This window comes from Paraburkholderia terrae, assembly GCF_002902925.1.
GTDB lineage: Bacteria > Pseudomonadota > Gammaproteobacteria > Burkholderiales > Burkholderiaceae > Paraburkholderia > Paraburkholderia terrae.
On record NZ_CP026112.1, the window covers coordinates 693,199 to 712,818 of the forward strand.

Here is a 19,620-nt window from a genome sequence, read left to right on the forward strand (position 1 = left end):
GCATGCGAGCGGGGAAGCGCGGCCTCACAGATCAGCGCTCACTTCCAGCAGTCGTCCCCATTCATAATCGATGTGGTCGGGCGTGAAGGGCAATACGCCAGCCCCTGGCGTGAACGTCAATTCACCGAAATAGACACGGTTATCGGGGGCATAGAGATCGACGCGAACATAGTCGAAATCTTCGGCCATGATCGCCGCGGCTTTCAGCACCGCTTCGAGATTGTCAGGTCTAGGCGGCGGCTCGGCACTGCGCGTGTAGGGGCCGATCATCACATCCATATGCCGCCATTGCGCGTCGAACACGTCGCCATGCGTGTTGTTGCCGAACCGGTCCGTAATCAGAAGAATGTACATGAGCGGGCGTCCGGCGTGCCCACCGAAGCAATGCACCTTGAAATCAGCCGGAACGCGCCCTTGGCGGTCCAGTAGAAGCTGCTCGAAGAAGATGCGCGGCTTGATTCTCCTGTAGTGCCGTTCGCGTGCGACCCAATAGAACGACGTCGATAGCCACCGTTCGGACAGCTCCTGCAGCCTTTCGAACGTGGTCTCCGACTTGTTCCGCACGATTTCGACGAACGTGCTGCCGTGATTCGCCTTCATCACGAACGCATCGGGCAGACTATCGAAGACCGCACGCGTGAACACATCAGGCGCGGCGATCAGCGGAACGAGATGATCTTCGCCGAGCTTGGCGGCAACATATTCCCGAACGTCGAGCTTATCGGTCAAGCGTACGTAGCGCGGGTCCGGACGAAGATTGCGTTGCAGAATCTTCTCGTTGAAAGTCGCGGGACGAGCGAGCCGCGGATATCGCCCGATACATTTCCGGTGCAACAGGCTCAGGAATAGCGTATCGGGCAATATCGACTTCGCCTTCTCTTTCATTCTCCGGATCGTTGACTGCGATTGAATTGGGTCTCCCAAAACATGGTCATGCAGCAGCGGGCGCGCCTCGACTTTTTCGGATGATGCGAGCGCCTCCTCTCTCGCGTCAGACGCGCTCACCTCTTCACGGGCCTGCGCATACTCGGTTATTGGCATTTTTTCGCGCACCCTGTGCCCTGCTAGAAAACAGCCTTCATTAGCGGATCCGTTGTTGCGGTCGATTCGATGACGTGATCAGCCGTCGCTGCCGTCGGCGTTTGTGTGTGATTGCCGTTGCCGAGATGGCGCAAGGCGCGAAAGGTGGTGGGCGACATGCCGTAACGCACCTTGAAGATGCGCCCCAGCCGGTTGCCGTCGCCCATCCCGCAACGCCTTGCAATCTTGTCGATGGGAAGCTCGGTGTCCATCAGCATCGAGCAGACGACTTCGAAGCGCGTGCGCAACAGGTATTCGAGCGGGGTCATGCCGAACTCGACCTTGAAACGGCGCTGATAGTTGCGCTTGCTCATCGCGGCGGACTCGGCAGCCTGGCTGACGGAAATGGGCTTGCTATAGTTTTCTCTGATCCAGTGCGCGGACTCGCGGATTTTATCGGACGTGGTCGCGACGCCCGGATCATCTGCGTCGGGCCGCATGCGCTGACGGACTTGCGGCTGCAGCGTATGTGCGATCCGGCGTGCCGTCTCCACGTTGAGGTCGCGCTCGATCTGCACGAGGGCCATATCAGTCGCCGTCGCACCGGCGGGTCGCATCTCCGAAAGAGCTTCGTCCAGCACGAACACGGGCACGGCGGACTGCGCCGGGCCGCTCAACAGATCAGTTTTCTGCCGCATGCAGGGCGGCGTGCCCGGTCCCTGGCGGGACAGCCAAGAGACAAGCTGCTCGCTCGACTCGGTCATCGGATCGGCGCTGCAAGCAACGAAGAAGGCGTGAAAGTCGGCGAGCTGAAACCGTTCGAGTTTCTGCGTCCAGATCGGAAAGCTGGCGCCGCCCGTGACGAACCCGCCCGTCTCAGACAGCACCGAGAAGCGGTACGGAGGCTCGGTGCCGACTTCCGCTTCGAGCTTGTTGGCAAGGCAAAAAGCGTCGCCGACCGCGCCCGCAGCCGCCATCGAGCAATGCGGCGCGATCAGCAGACCAATATGCCTTTCAAACTTCGATGTCTCGAGCCGTTCATCGGCACACAACGGATGCGGTTGATAAATCCCATTCACCGTTAGCTCTCCAAATTAATACACAACAATTCGACACGAATCAGAATACATTAGAGAAATGAGTGATGCGACGCCTGTCTGATTGGCGCGATTGATGTGGCGAAATCGTTCGGATCTGGGAAATTCTTACTTAAATATGCACTTAGAATTCCAGGTGTTTCTTCTGATCACGGAAAGATTTTCTGAGAGAAAGTGTCCGATTTTCTTGAGTCAAAGCCGGTTTATTCGGCGGAAAGGCTTGCCATATAAGGGTCGCAGAATGGGAAAGGATTTCGTAAGCGGATCGCCGTAATAGCATCCTGTCACTACCGTCGTGCTACGCGATTTTCCGCGTCGCGTATCACTCTGTTACACGAATTTCAGATCGCAACAACTCTTTCTCTGGTCAGTCGTCGATGTAACGTGTTCCACGATATCGGCCATTAGCACCCGAATTTAAGCCGGGTTTGTACTAATTCGAATTCTGTGCGTCTATGCTTCAACGCAACATCAATGGAATGGCGATTTCGCGGATCGAAAGCCAATTCATGTGATCAGTCTGAAGCTATTTCAAACGCTCTTTCCAAGGCGAATTGCTCCCGTCGAGAGCATGCACGACACGCCACTCGCCTCACGCGGTTGTGAGGATCGAAGCTTGTCGTTGGGCACGCCAACAGGTCTTCGCGTCAGCGCAGACACGACGGGCTTTTCGCAATTGCCAGTGCCGCCAGTGCCGGAAAAGGGGATACGCATGAGTGAACACACAGGCATCTTGCTCTTCTCGTCCTGAATTCCTGATATGGCATCGGGGGTTTCGGTTATCTCGCTCCCCGTCAATTGCCGCCGGCCGTCATTGCTAGTCGGCCAGCCGTACCCGTAACTCATCATCGGCCCGAGCACGGCTGATCGAGCTTCTGTCGCGCCCCGTCAGGCGGCTTAAGGCCGCCATCGGGCCGTGGATTCACGAGCTTCGCAGCCTGCTCGACAACCGCATATCAAAGGATGATTCCCGTGGATTATTACCCCTCGAACTCGCTTCCTGTTGCCCCAGAGGTTGAGCGCGGGCAGCTCACCGCTCGAGAGATGCTCAACCTGATGCGGGACCACATCTGGGAAATCGTGGCGGCCACCGTCGCGGTGTTTCTGCTCGCCGTCGCGTATCAGCTCATTGCAACGCCCGTGTATTCGGCAGATGTGCTCGTGCGTGTCGACCCGCCCGAGCCCAATGCGCTAGGCCTCGCGCTACAGACTCAGGAGGCACTGCCGCCGCCCGCGCCGTCGCCCAGCACGGAAATGGGTGTCATGCGCAGCCGAACGGTGCTCGACCCCGTGATCGACCGATATCGCTTCGACGTTTCGATCAAGCCGCGGCGAATCCCGATCATCGGCGACATTGCGGACAAGTTCTCGACGCCAGGCGAGCCGAATGGCGCATGGCTCGGTCTGAAGTCGTTTGCATGGGGTGGCGAGGTCGTCAAGGTCGGTTACCTGAACGTTCCGCAGAATCTCGAGGAAGAGAAGCTGAGTCTCATTGCGCTCGGCGACGGCGCCTATGAACTGCTAGGTCCGTCGGGCGAATTTCTGATCAAGGGCACAGTCGGCAAGCCAGCCGAAGGCAACGGCATTTCGATGGTGGTCAATCAGCTCGCCGCACGGCCCGGTACGCATTTCGAGGTGATCCGCTGGAATTCGGTCGATGCGACCAAACGCTTCATGGATGTCGTGAAGATCACGGACAAAGTGAAGGACTCCGGCCTCATCCAGATTGAGTACGCGGACAAGAGTCCTTCAAAGGCCGCTGAAGTCGCGAACGCACTGGGGCAGCAGTACCTCGCGGCAGCGATCGCCGGCCGTCAGTTGAACGACACGCAGACACTGAATTTCATCAAGGGCGAATTGCCGCGCCTGCTTGCCGACCTGCGCAAATCGGAAGAAGCACTCAAGAGCTTCCGTGCGAACTCCAATTCGATGCAGCCGACAACCGAGGCGCAATCCTATCTGCAAGGTGGCCTCGATCTCGACCGGCAGATTGCCAGTCTGGAACTGCAACGCACGCAATTGCTGGAAAAGTACGCGCCTGGAAGCCGCTGGATTCAAAGCGTCGACACGCAGCTCGCGCAATTGAAGAAGACGAAAGCCGAGTTCGACGGGCGCTTCCAGGGCATGCCTGCGTCCGAGCGTGAGAGCGTCGACCTGATTCGTGCGCAGAAGGTTGCTGAGACGGTCTACATGGGCATGGTGCAGAAGGCCGAGCAATTGACGGTGCGTCGTGCGAGCACGACGGGCGGTGCGCACATTCTCGATACAGCTGTGCGGCCGCATCGCCCCGTCAAGCCCGATCCGCTGATCGTCCTGCCGGGGGGCTTCGTGCTCGGTCTCGTGGCGGGCGTATTCATCGTCTTCATGCGCCGCCATGTGCTGGTCGGCGTAACGGATCCGCGCTATGTCGAGCGTCGTCTGAGTGTGCCTGTCGTCGGTGAGGTGCTGTTCAGTCATCAGCAGTCGTTGCTCGATCGGGGCCTGCCGGCGGCCGCGCGCAAACCGTTGCCGGGCGCAGGTGGACGCAGTGCGCTGCAGATGCAGCGTGGTGCCGAAGGAAGCGAGGCGGCAACGGGCGAAAAGATCGATCCTTCGTTCGGTACTTCGGGCAACAAGATTCTTGCCGAACGCTTCCCGCACGACGCATCCGTCGAAGCGCTACGCGAAGTCCGCACCGCAATGGCGCGTGACCTTGCGCATACGCGCAACAACATCGTGATGGTGACGGGGCCGACCACATCGGCGGGCAAGAGCTTCGTCGCGGCGAATCTCGCGACGCTGCACGCGGAGGCAGGAGCGCGGGTCGCATTGATCGACGGCGACATGCGTCGCGGCCATCTCGCCGCATTTTTCAGCCAGAGCAATCGCGGCGGCCTTTCCGAAGTGCTTGCCGAGCGGATGCCGTTGCGCGATGTGTTGCGGCAAGTCGGCATCGAGGGCGTGACCTTCATGTCTTGCGGGGCGCGTCCGGAGAACCCGGCGGCTTTGCTCACGCGGCCTCGCTTCAGAGAAATACTGCAACGCTTGAGCAGTCACTTCGACCTGGTGATCGTCGACACACCGCCGTTCCTCGCCGTGACGGACGCTTCGATCATTGCGAACGAAACAGGTGCATCGCTGCTCGTGCTGCGTTCGGGCATGCAGACCGAGGAGGAGATTGCCGACACGATCAAGAAGATCGAGCGCGCTGGCGGACGTGTTGCAGGCGCTGTCTTCAACGGCATTCCGCTGCGTCGTAGCACGCGCAATTACGGCTACGCGACGAACTATGCGAGCGACTTCGGCGAAGTCGCGACAGCGGCCTGATGGCGGCATGTCACTACGCAACCACTGCAAACGGCACAACTTCGTGAGGCGGAGAACGATGGCATTCGCGATTAATGGGAAGTTCACATCGCAGCCTGTAACGGGCGTGCAACGGGTCGCATATGAACTCACGAGAGCAATGCAAATGCGTGAAGAACCGGGCAACGAACTGGAGATCTTCGTGCCGCACAACGCGATGGAGCCCGGTGCGTCGCTCAAGCGGCAGCGGCGCTTTCCGTGGCTGCGGGGCACGCTATGGGAACAGATCACGCTGCCGCTCGCGGCAAGAGGCCGGACGCTCGTCAATCTGTGCAACACGAATCCGATCCTCAAGCGCAGGCAGGTGGTAATGGTCCACGACATGGCCGTTTATGACGCGCCGAATGGTTTTTCGAAGAAGTTCCTGCTGTGGTATCGGCTGTGCTTCTCGATCCTGCCAAGAATGGAACCATTCGTGCTGACGGTATCCACGTTTTCGAAACGGCGGATCAGCCATCACCTGAAGATCGACGAGTCGCGCATCGCCGTGATCCAGCCCGGTGCCGATCATCTCGATCGCGTCGTGCCGGATTACGGCGTCATTGAGCGCCTGCAGCTCAGGGAAGACACGTACTGCGTGATCGTCGGGAGCCTCGATCCGCGCAAAAATCTGCAGCGCGTTCTCGAAGCGATTTCGGGCCTGAGCCATTTGCGCAATGTGAGATTCGTAATCGTCGGCGGAAAGAACTCGCGCATTTTTGCTAATGAAGGCATCGAGGCGATGTCACGTTCAAAGCAGGTGATTTGGGCGGGATTCGTGTCGGACAGCGAGTTGAAGGCGCTCTATCAACGCGCGGGCTGCCTGGTTTTCCCGTCGCTCTATGAAGGCTTTGGATTGCCGCCGCTCGAGGCCATGTATTGCGGATGCCCCGTTGTCGCTTCGTCGCGCACCTCGATTCCCGAAGCGTGCGGAGACGCGGCGATGTACTGCGATGCGATGTCCGCGCAAGACGTTGCCGAAAAGATCTCGCTGATGATGAGCGACGGCGCGATAAGGCAACGGTACAGGGTGAAAGGCATGGCTCATGCGCGGGAATACCGCTGGGATCGCTCGGCAAAGAGGCTGCTCGATGTGTTGTACGGCAAGGAGAGCGAGCCTCTTCCGGAACTCGCAGCACGTGTGTCGGCCGGCTGAGCAACGAATGGGGCAGCCTGTGGATCGAATCAGTTACCGGCCATCCAGACGACGTGTACTCGCCACATTCGCGGCGCTCGCGTGTGCGGGCTTGCGGCCTATGCATGCGATTGCAGCGTCCGCGTCCGGTCCTGTTGGCAATCGCACGCCTCGCAGGATCGTCGACATGATCGGAACGAATGGCTGGCCAGGCTCCGCTGCCGACATCGAGATGTGGCACAAGATGGGCATCAGCTGGGGGCGCGGGTCGGTTGGGCCCGGACAGCCGGATGCGCCGACGCAACCGATGCGCGTCGACAAGACAGGCAATCGCTATGACAGCGATCTGCCCTCGGTCGTATTGCGTAATAACCAGAATGGAATCCGGTCCTTGTTGTTTCTCGGTTATACGCCGAGGTGGAATGCGAGAGTTCCCGGCGACACGAAATCAGCGCCCGAAGATGTCGATGCATGGGAGCGTTATGTGGACGCGGTGGTTCGCAAGTACTCGGGCTCGCCGTATGGCGTGCGCCATTTCCAGATCTGGAATGAGGCGGCGGGACGTCTGTCAGGCGGATTGCCGCAAGCCACTTTCTGGCACGGCCCGAACTTCAACAAAAACGAGCGCCAGTCCGGACCTTATGACCGCGCGATGCAGGACTATGTCGAACGGATTCATATTCCGGCTGCCCGCATCATTCGACGCTATGGCGCCTATGTCGTCTATGGCGGATGGCCGGATCAGGGCGGTCTCGACAATCTCGACAAGTGGCTCGATTACCGAAGCCCGCGTTTGAACGAGCGAATGGCCGATTGGGTGGACTACCTCGATACGCATTACCTGCCCGTTGCAGATCTCGACCGCCTGTATGAACGATACGTCAAACAGGGGCCGGCGCGCGGGTTGTGGCAAACGGAGATTGGCGACAGATACATGCTCGACGAGCACTACTTGCCGCGCTACTTCTTCGAGTTCGCGGTATGGGCGCTGGCGCGCAACTGGGACGATCCGGACAAGTATCTGTCGATGGTCTATCACTGGGACGGCTATGAGCCTTTCCGCCTCACGCATCGCGGCCCGCCCGTGCGCACGTTCAACGTGTCGGGGCAAAGCCTGATCGTACTCAACCAGACGATTCCCGGCGCGCTCGCGTCGCTTCCAGGGGCGCTTCGATTCGGTCCGGAAGTGTCGGGCTCCGGTTTGCTGTCGGACAGGGACATGGTGATCCAGGTGAGCGCGCCATCCGGTTGGCGCACCGTGGAAGCAGCAGGCATTGCACCGCAGTCGGGCGGTGCGCAAGTGCTTTTCATCGATGCGTTGACAGGCGCTGCCGCTCCGAAGGAAGACGCCGCACTGAACTGGAATAGCGACGTCATGAACATACGGTTTCGCGTGCCGGACAACGTCAATGGCGCCGACAGAAAGCCGCCCAGGCATCTTGCCTACCTCGTCGTGCGGGCGAACCAGGGGAAATCGGCTTGAAAGAGACGAGTTCTTTCTGCAGTCGGCAGACCAGTACGCCCAATTTCGCAAGCGGATTCAGTTTCCCGCTCGCTGACTCAATTCATCGTATCGAGGCTCTATGAAACACATCGCCATCGTCATATGCAACTACAACTATGAACGTTTTATCGCCGAGACGATCGATTCTTCGTTGGCGCAGGACTATCCCGGAACGCGGGTGATCGTCATCGACGATGGGTCGACGGACAGTTCGCGAGCCGTGATCGAGCAATACGGTTCGCGTATCTCCGCGGTTTTCAAGGAAAACGGCGGACAGGTTTCCGCATACAACCTCGGCGTCGAACTCGCCGGCACCGACTACGTGATCTTCCTCGATTCTGACGATGTGCTGTATCCCCACGCGGTATCGGAGGTCATGCGCAAGTTCGAAGAAGAAGATCTGGCAAAAGTGCAGTTTCGTCTCGACGTGATCGACGAGTCGGGCAAGCAGACGGGCGCCTACATTCCGCACTCTGAGCCGCCCGCCGACTGCGGCCGTTTGCTGAGAGAAGGCTGGCTCTATCCGTCGCCGCCGGCGTCGGGCAATGCGTATAGCGTGAGCGCGCTGAAAGCGGTCTTTCCTGTGCCGGAAGGCGGCATCAACCGCTATGGCGCGGACTTCTATGCGATCTACGGGGCCGCGCTGATCGGTGCCGTCGCGACGATACCGCAATCGCTCGGTGCCTATCGCGTCCATCATTCTGCTACCCCGAGCGTGTCGTTTGCGAACTCGGAGCAGATCAAGAAGGCGCCGAAGGCGTTCAAGGAGCGCTGGGTCACGCTGCGTGAAATCGCCAAGGAGCGGATGAATCTCGAACTACCGCCTGCATTCCATGATTTCGCGCATGAGAAAGCGTACTTCGGATCGAGTCTCTATCATGCGTCGCTCGGCGCACGGTGGCGCTGGATGCTGAACGATTCGCGCGCCTATATGCACACGATCGTCGCCAACCCTTTCTGGAGCCTGAAAAAGAAGGCCGGCACGCTCTTTCTGTCGAGTCTCTGTCTGTTGCCGTACTCACCTCTTTCAGACTTCGTGGTCCGATACATCACCAATCCGCTTGCGCGCCGCGGCACGGTCGAGCAATAGCCGTGAAGCGTCGCCAATACAGGAGAGGTGGGAATGGATGGTAAGAAGAGCGCTAACGTCATAGCATTCGTCTATGGCGGATATCTGATGAGGTACGTGTACCTCATCATCGTCGTGCCTTTCTATGGACGCGTGCTTGGCGTCGCCGAATACGGACGTGTTCTCGCGGCGATGTCGCTGATGAACGTCATCTGGATGCTGGCGAGCTACGGCTTCACATTCGTCGGCATGCGCGAGATATCGAAGGCTCAGAACAATAGCGAATGCAACGCCATTTACTCGTTGCATACGAGCGCGCGCCTTGCATTGTGCGCGCTGGGCGCTTGCATCGGCGTTGTTGCGACCTTCTGTTCGCCGACATTGTCCGAGCGACCGCTGATCGGTTTGCTGGCAACTACGCTGGGCGTGGTGTCGGCATTGAATCTGGGCTGGCTCTATCAAGGGCGTCACCATTTCCGCACGCCGATCATGATCGAGGTATTCGGCTTTGCGGTGAGTCTGGCGCTCGTGCTGTGCCTCGTGAGAGGGCCGGCGGACTCGGTTTGGGTCGTCGGTAGTCTGTTGACGGCGGGCGTGCTGTCTCTGGCCATTTCCTATGCACTGGCGACGTATCAGCTGGGGCGGCCGCATCTTTCGTTTTCCGGCATCGCGTCGCTCGTAAAAGGCTCGACGATGCTGTTCTGCTATTCGTCGGGTTCGGTCGTGCTCACTGCATCGTCGACGTATCTGCTGACGCTGCTCTCCACGCCGGCCCAAGTGGGCTATTTCGGCGCAGCGGAGCGCTTTGCGACGATCGGGCTGAGCCTGATGGGGCCCGCCTCGCAAGTGTTCATTCCGACCATCTCGCGCCAGCTTGCGCAGGGTGATAAGGAGGGCGCGCACGCGACCACGCGGCGCGGCGCGACGCTGATGCTGGGCTACGGCCTGCTGGTGTTTTGCGGCGCGTTGACGTTGTCGCCCATCGTTCTTCCATTGATTCTCGGGGCGGCGTTTACGCCGAGCGGGCATGTGCTGCAGTGCTTCGCATGGATGTTTCCGTTTGCGGCCTTCAACGAATTCGCTGCGTTCTACGTGTTCGTGCCGCGAAAAAAAGATCGCTTGCTGGCTATTGCAGGCGCCGCTTCCGGCGTCGCGAATCTGCTCGCGGCGCTCTATCTCGCCCCGCGATACGGCGCAGAAGGTATGGCATTCGCTCGCGTGATCGGCGAGCTTTCGCTGTCGGCGATGCTGTTGACCCTCATGGTTCGACTGGAATTGATCACCCTCGTGCCGGGCGCCGGGCGTGCTATCGCGATGGCGCGGGTCGCGTGGGGAACACGCGGTCAGGCTGGCGCGGGCAAGGAGGATTGAGTGAGGCCCTGTTTCTGGACGAAGCGGATTGAAAAGACCGGGAAAGTACGGACGGACTTGACGAGCACAAGGAGGTCGCGTTGAAAGTTGCCATTGTTCATGACTGGTTGGTGGTATCGGGTGGTGCTGAGAAGGTATTGCAGAACATTATCGAGTGCTTCCCGAATGCGGACCTGTTTTCGCTGGTCGATTTCATGGAGGACCGCGCATGCATAAAAGGCAAGCCGGTCCGCACATCGTTCATCCAGCGCTTGCCGTTCGCGCGCAAACGCTACCGGGCGTATCTGCCCTTGATGCCGATTGCGATCGAACAGCTCGACCTGTCAGCCTACGACCTCGTCATTTCCAGTTCGCATGCGGTAGCGAAAGGCGTGCTGACAGGGCCGAACCAGCTGCACATAAGCTATGTGCATTCGCCGATACGCTACGCGTGGGATCTTCAGCATCAGTACCTGAGAGAGTCGCGTCTGACGGCGGGCGTCAAATCGGCGATGGCCCGCGTGCTGCTGCACTACATTCGCGGCTGGGATTCGCGCTCCGCGAATGGCGTCGATCATCTTCTTGCTAATTCGAAGTTCATCGCACGCCGGATCAGGAAAGCCTATCAGCGCGATGCGACGGTTATTTACCCGCCCGTCGATCTCAGCCATATGCCGATTCGCGAGGGCAAGGAGAACTTCTACGTCACGGCGTCCCGCATGGTTCCGTATAAGCGCATCGATCTGATCGTCAAGGCGTTCTCGCAAACGCCGGAGCGCAGACTGGTCGTGATCGGCGATGGGCCGGATATGAAGAAGGTCAAGGCTGCTGCGGGGGATAACGTCACGATTCTCGGCCATCAGCCGTTCGACGTGCTGGTCGATCATCTGCAGCGCGCACGTGCCTTCGTGTTCGCGGCGGAAGAAGATTTCGGCATTTCGGTCGTCGAAGCGCAGGCGTGCGGGACACCTGTCGTCGCATTGGGACGGGGCGGAGCGTTGGAGTCGGTGCTCGGCTTGCCGCGCGAGCGGCCCACGGGGGTGTTCTTCCAGGAGCAGACAGCTGAATCGCTGCTGGAAGCCGTCGACAGGTTCGAAAAGTACTCCCGTCTGTTCGATGCGCGTCAATGCCGCAAGAACGCGGAACGCTTTTCATCGGAGCGGTTCAAGACGGCGTTGACGTCATTCATCGAAGACCGGCTGCCGGATAATCTCACCGATCCTGCGCATGTGTATACCGTCGAAGATGAAGTGTCATTGACGGACGAAGAGCGCGAGCGGCATCTGCTCGTCTGAACCGCTCGCGAGGGTGCTTAGCCGTGTTCCCCCGGTCGCGCGTGTGAAAGCGCGCATACGAGCGCGGGCGTATTCTCTCTAAGCACCGCCGAGTTCTCCTTGATGAGATCCTGGAACGGCGCCGTGTGCCCGTAGGTCAATGTCGACACGGCTAGCAGGCAAATCGTCGACCCGATAGGCCGTAACCGTCGAAATTCGACGCGAAGCGCCGTCCGCAGGAACGCCGCGGCGACGGCTGCGCCGACTGCCCAACCCACGCAGACTTCGGCGATCGAGTGCGAATGTCCATGCACCCGCGAAGCCCCTGTCAGTGCGCCCAAGAGCAGTCCGGCGGCGATGCCTGCAATGATGCCTGGATAAGCAGGCAGCCGCCACCATCTCAATTGCAGCGTGAACACGACGGCCCACACAGCCGTCGATAGCATCGTATGGCCGCTGATAACGCGGAAGTGCGCCACCGGCAGCGCGACGCCCCATGTGTAGTACAAGATCTTGCTTGCGCCGACCAACAGCATGCCGCAGCCCAGCGCGAGCGCCCAGCGTATCGCGAGCCTCACATCACTCATTGCAATCCAGATTGTGCACACGATCGCCACGGGCAGCGTAACAGCGGCATCGCCAACATTGGAAAGGACTGTCCACATATATCGGGCTATTTGTTCTGTTTCGTCTGGTTCACGAGCCCGGAATGCTGCGTCCGGTTGCCGTTGGATAAGCTTGCCCGCGTTGTCGATACGGAGGCTGCGGGTCCAGAACGCGGGCCCGTCCATATTCAGGATTCGCCACGCGCACAGGTCGCGACGCGAGCAGCAGCGAAATCACGAGGGAAAGAATCAGAACATTTGATGGCGAGACCAGCCGATGTTCGGTCGCGGCCATGACGAGCAGACATACGGATGAAATCTCGACGAAGCGGAATGCCGCAAAGTTCCGCCCACGCTCGACCAATGCGCTGCGCGCGGCGCCATCCTGGCTCCATTTGACGAGCTTCCAGTAGAAACCCAGCATCAGCGCGAGGCCCACCACGCCGAGCTCGGCAAGAAAGTTCAGATAGGAGTTATGCGCGTGCGAGTCACTATGTTCGACGATGATGTCGGAAGGCACGCCTAGCACGCCGAAATACGACGCGACGTTGCGTATCTGGTCGTCGAATGAACCGAATCCCATGCCCACGATCGGGCTTTGGCGGAAATAGGCGAGCGCTCGTGGCCAGAGCCATTCATAGCGAATGTCCAGATTCGCGGTCTTGGCGTCCTGGTTCTGGATGCTGAAGGTGTAACCCATGTAGTCGACCGTGGAGCGCGTGTGATACATCGCCATCGCAAGGGACGCCACGACGAGGCACGAGATCAGCGACGCGAGAAGCACCCGTTTGCGTCCGAAGTACAGATACGGGAGCACAGCAAGGGCGCCCAGCAGCGAACCGCGGCTATAGGTCGAGAAGAGCATCAGTCCGTTGAGCGCGATCAGCGCGAGCATGATCTTGCTGCGCCGCTGGAGATAGCAGGCCACGCCAAGGCAGAACAGCATCGCGAGAAAGCCGCCTGCCGCATTGCGGGCAATGAAGAAGCTGCCGAAACTGTCGTCGGGATGCTTGAAGATGCTCAGCAATCCATTCTGTGCGAGATAGAGCGCATAAGGAGGGATGTTGATGACAACCGCGAACACGAAGAACGCGCGAAGCAGCTTGTTCATGTCCCAGCGATGTGCGTACAGACAACCGGCAAAAATGGGCGCGTAGGCGATGAAGAAATTGCCGTCGCGCCGATAAAAATCGAATTCGGTCAGAGAGTGAGGGTCGTAGAGCAGTGTCGATACGAGCGCGAATAACGTCAGTGCCGTCAGCGGCGCAATAAAAGAGGGGTAGCTTCTGCCGAAAAAGCGCCAGGCGCAGAAGATGATCGGCAAAAATCCCACTGCGCTAAGCGGAATCAGATTGGTAACAGTCAGGAATAGCGCCAATACCGATATGTAAGCCATTTCGACTCTCGTGAAGAATAGAGTTGCACGTCCGCTGGTGGAAGTGGCGCATGTCAATGGTGGATGCGATTCGATCCGACATTGCGCGCGGCGAGTGATCGCGTATGCCGATCACTCGCCAGAATGGAATTGCGACTTGCTATTGACGTGTGGTGTTCCCGGATCCCGAGACTAACGGTTGCAGATGCCGTGCCAAACCGGGATAACTAAAGGGACACCTTCTATACACAACCTAACACGACTACCCCTTAATTTCCAAGCTCGAATTGCTTTTCAAAAAAGATAAAGCCGCCAGATATTAGCCATTATCCGAAAGGCTCAGCGTGACAGGCCATAACATCAACCGATCGCGCCAGAAATTCTGTGTCGCAGCGCAACCTGTCTATCATCCATATCAGGTCGAGTTGAATACGATGGCTGCGAGTCGTTGAATACGCCGTTGCCGGAACTTCGATCTTTCCTTCATCTTGCAAGGTTGCGCGAGCACGACGCGAGACGGGCGCTCTCATATGAACCGCCTTTCATTCGCGGCCGGTGCGGTCTGCGGCCATCACAATCCCGCGTCAACACCCGTTACATTCGCGCGCAAGGTGTGTAGATAAAAAGCCGGTGGTTGGGTCATATCGACGTCGCCCGGACAGTCATGGGCGCTGAGGACCGGACTTCCAGACTTCAATACCAGGGAGATTGAAGTGGACACACGAATCACGCATGCCGAACAACAGAACGTCGATGCCGCCGTTGCCGAATCGGTAATCGGTTGTCGACGGCTCGTGCAGGTCATTCTCGCAGGCGGGTCGGGCACGCGGCTCTGGCCCGTATCGCGTGAGCAATATCCGAAACAGCTGATCGATGTGGTCGGCGATCAATCGCTGCTACAGGCCACCATGAAGCGCATGGACGGCTTCACGAAAACGTGGGACGTCGCAGCGGAACCTGTGATCGTCTGCGGCGCTGAGCATTTCTATGCGACGTCCGAGCAGGCGCGAGAGTGTGGCGTGAAGCCATGCGTCGTCGTCGAACCGGCGCGGCGCGATACGGCGCCCGCATTGACGCTGGCGGCGCTGGCTGCCTGTGCCGACGGCGACGACCCCATTCTCGTCGCGATGCCCGCGGACCACGCGATTTCGGATGTGCCCGCATTGCATCGGGCCATCGAACTTGCGGCGCTCCACGCAGAGGAGGGCGAGATCGCCACGCTGGGCGTCCCGCCGACGAGCGCCGACACTGGCTTCGGCTATATCCGTCTCGGCGCGCAACTGGCGGATGGCGCGCATCGTATCGACCGCTTCGTCGAAAAGCCTGCTGCCGAACTGGCCGCGCAATACGTCGCATCGGGCGGCTATTGGTGGAACAGCGGCATGTTCGTGGTGCGCGCTTCAGTATGGCTCGCCGCGCTGAAAGTATTCCAGCCGGACATGCACGCGGCGTGCACGCAGGCCCACGCGAACGCCAGACGGGACGGCGGGCAGATCGTTCCGGGCGCCGATGCATTCGAGCGCTGTCCGTCCGATTCGATCGACTATGCGGTGATGGAGCAACTCGGCAAGCCCAAGTCGCCCTTCACGGCTGTCGTGGTGCCGCTCGAAGCCGGCTGGTCCGATCTCGGTTCATGGGATGCCGTGTGGCAGGCAATGGACAAGGATGAGTTCGGCAATGTGGCGAACGGCCGTGTGCTGATGGAAGGCGCAACGAGTACTTATGCGCGCTCGCAGGGCGGCAGGCTCGTTGCGTGCGTGGGCACGAGCGATCTCGTCGTCGTCGAAACGGACGATGCCGTGCTCGTCGCGGATCGATCGCATGTGCAGGACGTCAAGGGGTTGGTGTCGCGTATCCGGCAGACGAACTCGCCGGAAGCGGACAACCATCGAAAAGTGCGGCGCCCATGGGGCTTTTACGACTCCATCGATCACGGCGAGCGCTTTCAGGTCAAGCGCATCGTGGTGAGCCCGGGCGGGCGGCTGTCGTTGCAGATGCATCACCATCGCGCGGAACACTGGATCGTCGTATGCGGCACCGCGCTCGTTACGCGCGACGACGAGCAGTTCCTGCTGACCGAGAACCAGTCGACCTATATTCCGATCGGCGTGCAGCATCGTCTCGAGAACCCCGGCCATGTGTCGCTGCAGATCATCGAGGTGCAGTCCGGCGCGTATCTCGGCGAGGATGACATCGTGCGGTTCGATGACAAGTACGGCCGCTGCAATTGAGCGGCCGTGGTGAACAAATGCTTGCTTAAAGGGGTGTTGTGATGCGTGCATTGACAGGTCTGCTGGCGCGGCTATTCGACGTCGCGCTGATCGTGACGGGTGCGCTCGTGGCGTCGAAAATCCGCTTCGACGACGTTTCGCAGCGCGGGTTCTATCTCGCGTTCGTCGCATTTGCTGCGGCGTTCTCGCTCGCTATATTTCCCACGCTCGGCGTATATGAATCGTGGCGTGGGCGTTCGAAACGGGTATTGACGGGACAGGTGGCATCAGGCTGGCTGATCGTGCAGGGATGCGCAATGGCCTTGATGTTCTCGCTGCACCGGATCGATGTTGTGTCGCGCCTGTGGTTCGTTTACTGGACGGCCATCTCGGGCAGCGCGCTCATTGCGAGCCGTCTCGTACTGCATAGCGTGATTGGACGCGCTCGTCATGCCGGAATGGATTTGCAGCCGGTTGCAATTGCTGCGTGTGGAGACCACTACAACGACATCATTCACAAGATGGATGATGCACCCGCATCCGGTTTCCGGCCGTGGGCGATCTACAATCTGCGGCCGGATTCCAAACCGGCCTCGCGCGTGCCGACGTTCTCCGAGCACAAGGCATTTGCCCGATACGTGCGCGAGCAGAACATCGGCGAAGTATGGCTAGCGTTGCCATTGACGGAAGAGCGCACGATCCTGAAGCTCGTCGACGAGTTTCGCAATGACCTGATCAACATACGCTTCATGCCGGATGTGCGTGCGCTCGCGCTATTCGAAGGAAGCGTGACGAGTGTGCTGGATCAGCCGACGATCAATCTCGCGGCGTCGCCGCTGCCGCCGAACGCGATGGTCAAGAAGGATCTGTTCGACCGCCTTTTCGCGCTTTGCGCGTTGCTCGCCATTTCGCCGATTCTTCTCGGCTGCGCGATCGCCGTGAAGCTGAGTTCGCGGGGGCCTGTGTTCTTCAAGCAGCAGCGCAAGGGCGCGGATGGCCGCGTGTTCACGATCTACAAGTTCCGCACGATGCGCCTGCATCAGCAAAAGAAGGGCGTGCTCGAGCAGGCGAAACGCGATGATCCGCGTATCACGCGCGTCGGTGCCTTTTTGCGGCGGACGAGTCTCGACGAATTGCCGCAATTCTTCAATGTACTGTGCGGCGATATGTCGGTGGTCGGGCCACGTCCGCACGCGCTGGAGCACGACGACCAGTATCAGTACGTGGTGTCGGGCTATATCCATCGCTACCGGATTAAACCGGGCATTACGGGCTGGGCGCAGATCAACGGATTCCGGGGCGAGACCGACCGCATCGAAAAGATGGAAGGGCGTGTCGAGCACGATCTGTACTACCTGCGCAATTGGTCTTTCGCTTTGGACCTGCGGATCATCCTCGCGACCATCTTCAAAGGCATTGCTCATCAGAACGCGTATTGAGCACAGTCGCGTAGTGCGCTTTATCGCGGCGGTCGAGGCCCCGTATTTCCCCCCATGCAAGCAGGAACGGCTCAACGCTTTGTTTGAGCAGGTGCGCCATACATGACTCATGCAATTACGTTCAGGAAATCTTCGGCTCACACGCAGCGTGCGCGGCCGCAACACGAAGATCGAGCCTCCGTTCATCAGGAGCGCGTCTTGAGCGAGCAGCTTTGGTGCGTTCATTTCGAAGGGCTGGACGACTTCGTTGCGACGATGTCCCAGGAAGCCGCCGAGCGGGAGGCAGCGGCGATCAACGCATACCTCGAGAGCGCGAAGGAGAACGAGCAGGTCGTGACGCGCATCGTGCGCGCGTCGGCAACTGTGTGGCCGTTTACGCCAGCGGGCCACGCGCGCTCATTGGAAACAGACTGGCACGATCTGCAACGCATGCCGCATCGCCAGGCGCAAGAGCGTCGACGTGAAGGTCCGTTGTCGACGCTGTTGCGGCGGCTCAAGGCATTTGTTAGCGGCACGCGGTAATGCAGCGAGTACACGCGCAACGCGCGCTCGTGCAGTTGCGCAATCACGAGATGCCGTGCAACGGCACGTTACTTACATTACATAGGCGGAGATCGACATGTCGTACGGCATCTTTTCACGGATCGTCACGGTTGGCGCCATTCTGATGTTGGCGAGTTGCGGCGGCGGCGGAGGCGGCGGTGGATCGGGCAGTTCGCCGGGTGCGCCAAGCGCGAACACGAGCCAGCCGACGCTGGCGAACGCGACCGCGCTCGTCGACGGCAGCAAGGTCGGCGACGACTATTGGCCCGCTGGATCGGTGCAAACAGGCGGCACGGGCCAGCCTGTCAGCGGCCTGAATTGCGGCACACGCGGCAATCTCTACACCTACTCGCATCTGTCGATCTATCTGAACGGCCGGCCGCTCGCGCTGCCCGCGAACATCGGCACGGTCGCGCCGACGATGGCCGCGCAAACGGGTTGCGCGTATCCGGTGCACACAGATGACGAAACAGGCAAGATCCGCATGGACGCGAGTTCGAACGCGTCATACACGCTCGGTCAGTTCTTTGCGATCTGGGGCCGGCCGCTCACGTCGACGAATGTCGCGGGACTGACGTCGACGCCTATCACGATCTACGTGAACAACGGTGGCCAGCTCACCAAATATACGGGCGATCCCGCCAGTCTCGTGCTGCCCGCGCACGGCGAAGTGTCGATAGAAATCGGCTCGCCGCTCGGACAGATTCCCACGTTTAGCTGGACCGATCCGCCGTCTTTCGATCCCAACCAGACGGTGCTGGCATACGGCGGCACCGTCGGCACTCCGCACTGGCAGAACGGCAACACGTCGACGGGCGGCACGGGCGCCGATGTCGATGGACTCGTCTGCGCGTCGGGTATGGCCGAGCTGTACCACGTGCATGCGCATCTGGCGATTGTCAGCGACGGTCAATGGCTCGCGTTGCCCGCAAACGTCGGCATTGTCTCGCAGTGCAACTACGAGATGCACACCCACGATTCGACGGGGATCATCCACATCGAAACGCCGAATTTGAAGACTTTCACGCTCGGCCAGTTCTTCGATATCTGGGGGCAAACGTTATCGAGCACGAACGTTGCGGGGATAACGGGAACGGTAGTCGCATACATCAATGACAATGGCGACGTGCGGCGCTATGAAGGCGATTTGCGCAGTATCGAGTTGATCTCGCATCGGGATATCACGCTGCAGATCGGCAAGCCGGTGAATACGCTGGCGACGTACTCGTGGTACGAGCCGCAATAGAGCGTCGATTTCAGCAAGTGCCTGATAGGGGCCGCGATATGCGCACGCATCGAGCGTCGTGTTTCGCGGCCCAATTGCTTGCGTCCTGTCGGGCGGCGTCAGCGTGTCGTTGAGTGCTTCGTTAAAGACGTCGTAGTGCTGCGAGTGCATTCTGTTGGGCGACCACGTACATCAAATAGAGAACAGTTGGCAGCGGCCCGACAACATGACGCCTTACGCGTCGAACGGATTCGCTTTTCAATGTAGTAATTCTGTTTGTTTTCAACTACCTGACGGCAACCGGCGGCAAATATAGCGCCGCTGGCACAACCCCTGCATTGGTAGCCGCGGGCACAACGACGGCCAGCTTGGCGAGGCCGCCACGGCGTCAACAGCATTGCTCAGATTCCTGGAAAGTGTTGTTCGTTTGAGCCTCTTTGGCAGCGTGCC

The 19,620-nt window shown here is 59.6% G+C and carries 14 protein-coding genes; 10 read left to right on the forward strand and 4 right to left on the reverse strand.

Annotated features, from left to right (window positions below; genetic code table 11):
• Nucleotides 1-24: 24 nt before the first annotated feature.
• Both C2L65_RS19285 and C2L65_RS19290 read right to left on the reverse strand, forming a co-directional pair.
• Nucleotides 25-885 (reverse strand): ATP-grasp fold amidoligase family protein, encoded by an 861-nt coding sequence (locus tag C2L65_RS19285; protein WP_229513782.1) that lies wholly within the window; start codon nucleotides 883-885, stop codon nucleotides 25-27.
• A 179-nt stretch (nucleotides 886-1,064) separates the two neighbouring features.
• Nucleotides 1,065-1,997: a helix-turn-helix domain-containing protein gene (locus C2L65_RS19290; protein ID WP_081920735.1), complete on the reverse strand. Its 933-nt coding sequence runs from the start codon at nucleotides 1,995-1,997 to the stop codon at nucleotides 1,065-1,067.
• Between the two features lie 1,083 nt (nucleotides 1,998-3,080).
• On the opposite strand from C2L65_RS19290, the gene C2L65_RS19295 reads away from it, so the two are divergent.
• From C2L65_RS19295 to C2L65_RS19320, 6 genes are all read left to right on the forward strand, one after another.
• Complete coding sequence (locus C2L65_RS19295; RefSeq protein ID WP_233446581.1) at nucleotides 3,081-5,423, forward strand: polysaccharide biosynthesis tyrosine autokinase; 2,343 nt, start codon at nucleotides 3,081-3,083, stop codon at nucleotides 5,421-5,423.
• 58 nt (nucleotides 5,424-5,481) lie between these two features.
• Nucleotides 5,482-6,597, forward strand: coding sequence for a glycosyltransferase family 4 protein (locus C2L65_RS19300; protein WP_042304536.1), 1,116 nt, complete (start codon nucleotides 5,482-5,484; stop codon nucleotides 6,595-6,597).
• A 7-nt stretch (nucleotides 6,598-6,604) separates the two neighbouring features.
• On the forward strand, nucleotides 6,605-8,059 hold the full coding sequence (locus C2L65_RS19305; protein ID WP_042304535.1) for a hypothetical protein: 1,455 nt from the start codon (nucleotides 6,605-6,607) through the stop codon (nucleotides 8,057-8,059).
• Nucleotides 8,060-8,159: 100 nt separating this feature from the next.
• Nucleotides 8,160-9,170 carry a glycosyltransferase family 2 protein gene (locus tag C2L65_RS19310; protein ID WP_042304534.1) on the forward strand — a complete coding sequence of 337 codons (1,011 nt, stop codon included), beginning with the start codon at nucleotides 8,160-8,162 and terminating at the stop codon, nucleotides 9,168-9,170.
• A gap of 33 nt (nucleotides 9,171-9,203) precedes the next feature.
• Nucleotides 9,204-10,520, forward strand: coding sequence for a lipopolysaccharide biosynthesis protein (locus tag C2L65_RS19315; RefSeq protein WP_042304533.1), 1,317 nt, complete (start codon nucleotides 9,204-9,206; stop codon nucleotides 10,518-10,520).
• An 80-nt stretch (nucleotides 10,521-10,600) separates the two neighbouring features.
• Nucleotides 10,601-11,794, forward strand: coding sequence for a glycosyltransferase family 4 protein (locus C2L65_RS19320; protein ID WP_042304532.1), 1,194 nt, complete (start codon nucleotides 10,601-10,603; stop codon nucleotides 11,792-11,794).
• Between the two features lie 17 nt (nucleotides 11,795-11,811).
• Here C2L65_RS19320 and C2L65_RS19325 read toward each other — a convergent pair whose 3' ends face one another.
• Together C2L65_RS19325 and C2L65_RS19330 are read right to left on the reverse strand one after the other, a co-directional pair.
• Nucleotides 11,812-12,438 (reverse strand): phosphatase PAP2 family protein, encoded by a 627-nt coding sequence (locus tag C2L65_RS19325; RefSeq protein ID WP_042304531.1) that lies wholly within the window; start codon nucleotides 12,436-12,438, stop codon nucleotides 11,812-11,814.
• Nucleotides 12,439-12,469: 31 nt separating this feature from the next.
• Nucleotides 12,470-13,774 (reverse strand): O-antigen ligase family protein, encoded by a 1,305-nt coding sequence (locus C2L65_RS19330; RefSeq protein WP_042304530.1) that lies wholly within the window; start codon nucleotides 13,772-13,774, stop codon nucleotides 12,470-12,472.
• A gap of 755 nt (nucleotides 13,775-14,529) precedes the next feature.
• On the opposite strand from C2L65_RS19330, the gene C2L65_RS19335 reads away from it, so the two are divergent.
• The 4 genes from C2L65_RS19335 to C2L65_RS19350 all read left to right on the forward strand — a co-directional run bounded on the left by C2L65_RS19335 (nucleotide 14,530) and on the right by C2L65_RS19350 (nucleotide 19,191).
• The gene (locus C2L65_RS19335) at nucleotides 14,530-15,984 is read left to right on the forward strand and encodes a mannose-1-phosphate guanylyltransferase/mannose-6-phosphate isomerase (RefSeq protein WP_229515355.1); all 1,455 of its coding nucleotides are present in this window, start codon (nucleotides 14,530-14,532) and stop codon (nucleotides 15,982-15,984) included.
• A 41-nt stretch (nucleotides 15,985-16,025) separates the two neighbouring features.
• Nucleotides 16,026-17,402 (forward strand): undecaprenyl-phosphate glucose phosphotransferase, encoded by a 1,377-nt coding sequence (locus C2L65_RS19340; protein ID WP_042304529.1) that lies wholly within the window; start codon nucleotides 16,026-16,028, stop codon nucleotides 17,400-17,402.
• Between the two features lie 198 nt (nucleotides 17,403-17,600).
• Nucleotides 17,601-17,924 carry a hypothetical protein gene (locus tag C2L65_RS19345; RefSeq protein ID WP_042304528.1) on the forward strand — a complete coding sequence of 108 codons (324 nt, stop codon included), beginning with the start codon at nucleotides 17,601-17,603 and terminating at the stop codon, nucleotides 17,922-17,924.
• A gap of 97 nt (nucleotides 17,925-18,021) precedes the next feature.
• Entirely contained in the window at nucleotides 18,022-19,191 is a 1,170-nt protein-coding gene (locus C2L65_RS19350) for a hypothetical protein (protein WP_174485019.1), read from the forward strand.
• Nucleotides 19,192-19,620 lie beyond the last annotated feature (429 nt).

Bases quoted from the DNA above. Each gene is read 5' to 3' on its own strand.
- C2L65_RS19285 (WP_229513782.1), bottom strand. From the start codon at position 885: ATGAAAGAGAAGGCGAAGTCGATATTGCCCGATACGCTATTCCTGAGC.
- C2L65_RS19290 (WP_081920735.1), bottom strand. From the start codon at position 1,997: ATGGCGGCTGCGGGCGCGGTCGGCGACGCTTTTTGCCTTGCCAACAAG.
- C2L65_RS19295 (WP_233446581.1), top strand. From the start codon at position 3,081: ATGATTCCCGTGGATTATTACCCCTCGAACTCGCTTCCTGTTGCCCCA.
- C2L65_RS19300 (WP_042304536.1), top strand. From the start codon at position 5,482: ATGGCATTCGCGATTAATGGGAAGTTCACATCGCAGCCTGTAACGGGC.
- C2L65_RS19305 (WP_042304535.1), top strand. From the start codon at position 6,605: ATGGGGCAGCCTGTGGATCGAATCAGTTACCGGCCATCCAGACGACGT.
- C2L65_RS19310 (WP_042304534.1), top strand. From the start codon at position 8,160: ATGAAACACATCGCCATCGTCATATGCAACTACAACTATGAACGTTTT.
- C2L65_RS19315 (WP_042304533.1), top strand. From the start codon at position 9,204: ATGGATGGTAAGAAGAGCGCTAACGTCATAGCATTCGTCTATGGCGGA.
- C2L65_RS19325 (WP_042304531.1), bottom strand. From the start codon at position 12,438: ATGTGGACAGTCCTTTCCAATGTTGGCGATGCCGCTGTTACGCTGCCC.
- C2L65_RS19330 (WP_042304530.1), bottom strand. From the start codon at position 13,774: ATGGCTTACATATCGGTATTGGCGCTATTCCTGACTGTTACCAATCTG.
- C2L65_RS19340 (WP_042304529.1), top strand. From the start codon at position 16,026: ATGCGTGCATTGACAGGTCTGCTGGCGCGGCTATTCGACGTCGCGCTG.
- C2L65_RS19350 (WP_174485019.1), top strand. From the start codon at position 18,022: ATGTCGTACGGCATCTTTTCACGGATCGTCACGGTTGGCGCCATTCTG.